Origin of the sequence: Pedobacter sp. MR2016-19 (assembly GCF_014947265.1) — a bacterium.
Lineage (GTDB): Bacteria > Bacteroidota > Bacteroidia > Sphingobacteriales > Sphingobacteriaceae > Pedobacter.
In genome coordinates this window covers 575,452-581,461 of the sequence record NZ_JADCNK010000001.1, presented here as the reverse complement: position 1 = coordinate 581,461, position 6,010 = coordinate 575,452, and the positions used below count along the sequence as shown (strand labels likewise).

The 6,010-nt window shown below is 41.4% G+C and carries 4 protein-coding genes; all 4 read right to left on the bottom strand.

Annotation, left to right across the window (positions count from 1 at the left end; translation table 11 throughout):
- On the bottom strand, positions 1 to 2,841 hold a 2,841-nt coding region (locus tag IM793_RS02500; RefSeq protein WP_193419570.1), incomplete at its 3' end, for a CshA/CshB family fibrillar adhesin-related protein.
- 119 nt (positions 2,842 to 2,960) lie between these two features.
- Entirely contained in the window at positions 2,961 to 4,082 is a 1,122-nt protein-coding gene (locus IM793_RS02495) for a helix-turn-helix domain-containing protein (RefSeq protein WP_132404330.1), read from the bottom strand.
- 5 nt (positions 4,083 to 4,087) lie between these two features.
- The gene (locus IM793_RS02490) at positions 4,088 to 5,092 is read right to left on the bottom strand and encodes an AraC family transcriptional regulator (protein ID WP_193419569.1); all 1,005 of its coding nucleotides are present in this window, start codon (positions 5,090 to 5,092) and stop codon (positions 4,088 to 4,090) included.
- 530 nt (positions 5,093 to 5,622) lie between these two features.
- Positions 5,623 to 6,006: a hypothetical protein gene (locus IM793_RS02485; protein ID WP_193419568.1), complete on the bottom strand. Its 384-nt coding sequence runs from the start codon at positions 6,004 to 6,006 to the stop codon at positions 5,623 to 5,625.
- Positions 6,007 to 6,010 lie beyond the last annotated feature (4 nt).

Genomic DNA, 6,010 nt, shown 5'->3' with positions numbered 1-6,010 from the left:
ATTGGTATCTGCATACGTTCCGGTTTTAGTTAATTTAATAACCGGAGTTTGTGTGATGATCGTTTCAGTAGGCGTATCATTTAAAGCAGTAGATCCCGAAATATCACTTACAGGTGTATTGATTGGATCCTTGGCAGTAACAGTAGCCTGGTTTGTTACCTTACCAGCATCAACATTAGCCTGAGTAACCGTATATGTACCTGAGTAAGTCCATACTTCGCTAACACTAAGCAACTGATCGTTACCAGTATCACCCGTAGGGCCAGTTAAGGTAACAAAAGGCAGACTTTCAGCTAAAGCGACCGTGTTCAATATTACATCCCCTTCGTTTTTGACTTTAAAGCTGTAATTAATCACATCACCAAGTTTGAAAGTGCCACCAGCACCGCTACCCGTATTCGTTATCGATTTAACTAAAGATATTTTCGGATTGGTACCAATGGTGATTGTTACCGTAATCGGGTCAGAATCTACCAGATCGCCCGTAGTAAGTTTGTAGGTGTATGTATCCGTACCAATATAACCATTTGTTGGCGTATAGGTAATTGTTCCATCACCATTAACCACAACAGAACCGTGCGTTGGATTAGCCACTTTACTAACAGTGGTACCCGATGCACTGACACCATCGTTAGATTTTACAACTGTTGTAACCGGCGTGTTCAATGCAGTTAAACTGGCATCATCAACACCAACCGGTTTAATGCGGACAGTAATTGTACCCTGATTACTTACAATACCTGCATTGTCTTTTACCGTGTATTTAACCGGCGTTGCAATACCGATAAAGGCAGGCTCCGGGTTAAAGGTAACTTGTCCAGTTGCCGGATCAACGGTATAAACACCCTGGTTGGCTACCGTAAGACTGGTACCATAGGTATTTGTTGTTGGGTTAAGTAGTAAAACTGTTGTTTTATTAAGTGTTGCGTTACCGTTTGGATCCGTATCGTTCGCAAGAACGTCAATAATCAAGTCAGTGTCTATAGTAGTAGATACTCCATCGTTTACAGCAACCGGAACCTGATCAACGGCAAAGTTTACCGCTGTTACATCCATGCTTAAACCAGGTATCACTACTGTAACCCGCATGTCAGGCACACCAGTTTCAAATCCCGTCTGACTGTTGTTAACTCCAAACGCATCACCTACAGCATTCCAGCCAGTGGGTATTGTTGGCGGGATATTAGCCAGTGTATTGGTTCCGTTTACCGGCACATTAACAGTAGAAATAGCCACACTATACGTTCCCTTATTCAGGTTGGCAAATTGATAGCTGCCATCAGCGGCAACAGGCGTTTTAGCAATAATTTTATTCGTGTTATCTAATAAGTAAGCGTATAGTGGAGATCCGCCGAGCGTGTTGATTCCTGTTCCGGAGATTTGATTATCACTCAGGCCGTTTCCGTCGTTAATCACATTTCCAGAAATTGACGGACCAATAATATCTTTCAGCTTGTAATCTTCTGTTTCACCATCGGCAGCGAACGACGTACTTCGCTCATCTACCGGCGTAGCAGGATCATCAATTAGAGTACTTGTTGTTATTCTGATCCGTGCATAGAGCGGCCCGGTTTTGATGTCATTAATAAAAGACGCATTAGGATAAGTAAGCGTTACTGTATAATTGGAAGCATTGGCCGGAACAGTAACACTGATCATTTCATTGGGAGAAAAAATACCATCCCCATCAAAGTCGACCCACCCACGTACCACAGCAGGTACGTTTTTAGTATTAGTAACCGGAAAGCTAATGACATAATCCCCAGCCTGATTCACCTTAACGTCGGCTAATGCCGAAGCATCAATCGTGTTTTCATCATTATTCTGCGTATTGTTATCTGCATTAGCCAGGGGCCCATGAGCACCCAGACCATCCGCATCTACATTTGGCGAACCGATATACACTGTAGCCTCAGGCGTTAATGGTGTAGTAGGGTAATTAACAGTGGCATAATCGCCATCACCAGGAAAATAATCGGTGATCAAAAATTTATCAATATAATGGCCAACTTTATCACCATAAGAAATCGGGGCATCCCCAAGATCAAAAGGCAAGACAAAACCGATAGCCATGGCGGTAATACCAGAACCTTTCATCTCTACATCCAGCAGGTTGCTTGCATTGTGGGCAAACATAACTGCCTGGATACCAAAATTGCCTGGCGTAAGGTTAGCAGAAAGTTTAAATTTCTTACCTGCATTAGATAGCAACATTCTATAGTGGTCATCATTAGCGTTACCATTGGTACGCTTGTTTAGCAGCTGCCAGGCAATAGAAGAAGGCGATGTTCCCTGGATATATTCACCACCAGCATCAATAGATTCAGCATCGCCGATCACCATACCTGGGTAAGTAATGTTTGTCCAGACCCCATTCATCAAGATATCAACTTTTACGTCGATATCGAACTTGATTGTTGCACCGGTTGTGGTGGCAAGACCCGAATTTACCACACCTCTGGAATTGGGCTTAGTAAGTCCGTTTCCAGAATAGATCAGGTCGAGCCCATCACCGGAATATTGACCAGGCGTATAGGCTACCATATTTCCGCCAGCATTAGTAGTGCGGTTAGAAATGATGGCCGTAATGCGGACTGTTGGGGAGAACATCCAGCGGTACGTACCATTTACCACATTGTTACTGGTAAAAGTAGCTGGCTTTTCAGTCAGGGTAGCATTATCCCAGGTAAGCCAGTATACAGCTTTGGTAAGATCGCCAGCTGTTCCGCCAATGGCATATTGTGCCCTGGCGTTGTTTACGAAAAAAGTTAGAGCAACGAGCAATCCAATTGCGTACCGAAATCGTAAGTTTCGTTTTAAATAAAGTAAAAATTTTTCCATGCGATAAGTTTATCTTTCCCCTTACACATAGGGGAGCGTTAAGTGGGCGCAAAGATGACTTATGCTGGCATTAGTAACGGATCATCCATATGGGCAGGCGTACTTCCCACATGGATGATCTATGTTGATGTGACCTCTTGCAGGTACTCTGAAGGCGTGAGGCCAACTATCAATTTGAAGTTTCTATTAAACGAAATCTTTGAATTAAAGCCACTTGCGAGAGCAAGTTGCTCTATAGTTAGCTTGCTCCCTGATTTGTTATCGAGCATATGGCAAGCATATGCTATGCGGTGCTTGTTAACGAAGCTGGTAAAATTGGTCTGCAGCTGCAAATTGAATGTTTGCGTAAGGTGGTGGGCTGGAATTTTAAGTTGGAGTGCAAGATTTTCCAGGGAAAGAGACGGATCAAGGTAAGGTTTTTGCGCATCCATCAGATCATTAAGTCTGGAAGTATATTCCTGCAGCTGGAGATCCGATAATTTCGACTTGGCATATAAAGGGGTTGCGTCTTTATCAAGAGCATCCTCTAAAGGTCGCTCGCCATCAGCGCGGTGAATCTTAAGGAACATATTTTTCAGATAACCGAGAATCAGGACTGTGATAATCAGCATGAACGTATAAATAGTTGTTCGAAACACATAGCTGCTTTGTGCGGCAGTACCATGTTTAGCTATGGAGATGCTTACAGCAATAAAGAACATACTGACAAACAGCATCATAATTCCGCCCACTAATACGATATTACGTTTCCGCTTCATGTGCAGGATTGCATTACTTCCGTTACTAAAGATGCCCGTAAAGGTGTAGCCTAAAAGAGAGCATACCGAGCACAATGCACTTATTCGCATCACTGGCTTGAAAATATGGGGATCCTTATACCAACCGTAGATTGCCGAATGGATAAAGATAACGAAGAAGATTGCGAATGGGATTAAATGAATCAATACCCTACCCGTAGAAATCGTCTTTCCTTTCATTGCCCGAAGCGCAAAGTAAAGAAAAGGACCGTAGACAAATATGAAAGGCATCATCCTATCCAACCACCGCTCGTGTATGTAGAAATTCTCCAGATAAAAGACATAAAATGCATGGAAAAACACAAATATGGAAAATGCGTTGATGACTTTTCCAAACAAATCTTTTTTGTTGTATTCAAATCCGATATAGATGTTTATCGCACTAACAGTTCCTGTCAACAATAGCAGGTAGGGAATCAGTGGGAATATTGCCGGTTCATTCATAGGTGCTAAGGGGTACGCTGAGGATCTAAGTAAGTTCGCTGGTATTCTTGTGGTGTTAAATTAGTGATTTGCTTAAAATATTTATTGAAAGACGTTTTTGAGTTGAAACCGCATTCATAAGCTAAAGATTCAATGGTAAGCATGCCGTTGCTGGATTTCATTTGTTCAATAGCATAGCTGATTCTATACTGAGCTACGAACTTATAAAATGTGAGCTTCATGTGCACCGTAAATATTTGAGAGAGCAGGTGTTTTGGGATGTCTAATGTTTTAGAAAGAAGCTCCAATGACAGGTCGGATTTGAGATAAATATTTGTGTTGTCAAAGCAGTCGGTGATCATTTTTCTGTAGCGCTCTGCCGTCTCAGTACTCAACTGCGAATTAGTATACATAGGTGTTACGGCGTCTTCCAGCTTCACTGGAAGCACTTTTGGCGCATTTGCCAGGTATCGAAAAACCAGGAAACTCATGCTCAATAACAGAAAATAACTAAAGAAACGGTAGTCAATCCGCATGTCTATTTTAAATACGTTCCAGCATAAATACATCAGGATCATTAGTGTGGCAATGATGATATATATGGCAGCGCACATGACCAGCAGGTCGGCAGCAAGTGTACTTATTGCCGAGTACAGTTTATTGAGTGTCAGGCAGCTGTATGTTATTAATGATATGGAGATCACCAAATAGGAATTTTGGTAAAGCGCAAATGAGCTACTGGCCCATGTATAATGAAAGATTGTGGTAAACCATACATATGCATAGAGAACCGTGGTAAGCGCCGCCGGTATTAAATGTAAGCCATCTTTACTGGTCGTTCGGGCCCCAGATAGAGATCGTAAAGCAAGATGGAGCAGTGGTCCAAACAACATCCATGCGGGGTTCCATAAACGCTCATTAAACTTTATTTCATTTGTGATCCATTGAAATTTGTAAAAGACAACATAAATTCCAAGGCAAGCTGAGAGCAAAATTAATTTGTTGAAGGTATCGGCTAGCTTTAAAAGCATTTTTTATTAATCATCAAGGATATTCGACTGTCAACAAAGTTACCCTTTTCTAAAATATTTTTAGTGATTTCGATTGTTCAGTTTGTTATTAAGGAAAGGCTATGTATTTCGATGAAAGTGGTTCTTCCTCTCTGCTTCGGGCCAAAATGGCCACCAATTTGGTTACCTGATGATACACACCTAAGTTTCTTTCCCTCTGAACAAATATACACTTCGGATCCAAATCCATTTTCCTCTGAGCTTTTCGGCTTAATCCATCCTACTGCCGGATTTATCTTAAATTCAGATCTTCCTAAAGGTCAAAATCCATTCGCAGGCACCAGAAACCTTAACAAAACGCCATAATCTTTCCAAAACAGCGAAGCTACCGTAGTCCATACCGAATCTCAGATATGCCCCAGGAGCTTTTATTTTATGCAGAAATTGAAAAATTATTCGCGAAAGTCAGTCGTGGAAAAAGCTGATTGAATTCGTAAAGATATTTTGATAACTGTTTAGATTTGGAAAAATGGTTTATTATAAATCTTACTTTATTTTACAGCTGAAATGATGTCTTTTACGTTGCCAGGGATTGCCGCATAATTTTCGCTTAAGATCGAAGCCGCCAAAACAACTACCTTAGCAGAAATATCTATTATTTTTTGGACATTCTTAATTGTCTTTATTGCTGCTTCAATGTCAGCTGTGGCATCCTTCAGTGCGTCCAGACTTTTGGAAACATTATCGCTAATTTCTATAGATTCTAATTCATACAACAGTCTGGCCTGGACCAGTAAGGATCTGGCTTGTTCATTCAGCGTCAGTATTTCGTTAATTGATAAGCTTTGGAAGTTATCATGAATGTTGTTGCTGATCACAGCTGCAGTAGCCACAGCAACATCCGCTGTGTTACTAAGAGAATATTGGTTTGCCATGATA

Coding starts and splice junctions, on each gene's coding strand:
- IM793_RS02485 (WP_193419568.1), bottom strand. CDS start 6,006: ATGGCAAACCAATATTCTCTTAGTAACACAGCGGATGTTGCTGTGGCT.
- IM793_RS02490 (WP_193419569.1), bottom strand. CDS start 5,092: ATGCTTTTAAAGCTAGCCGATACCTTCAACAAATTAATTTTGCTCTCA.
- IM793_RS02495 (WP_132404330.1), bottom strand. CDS start 4,082: ATGAATGAACCGGCAATATTCCCACTGATTCCCTACCTGCTATTGTTG.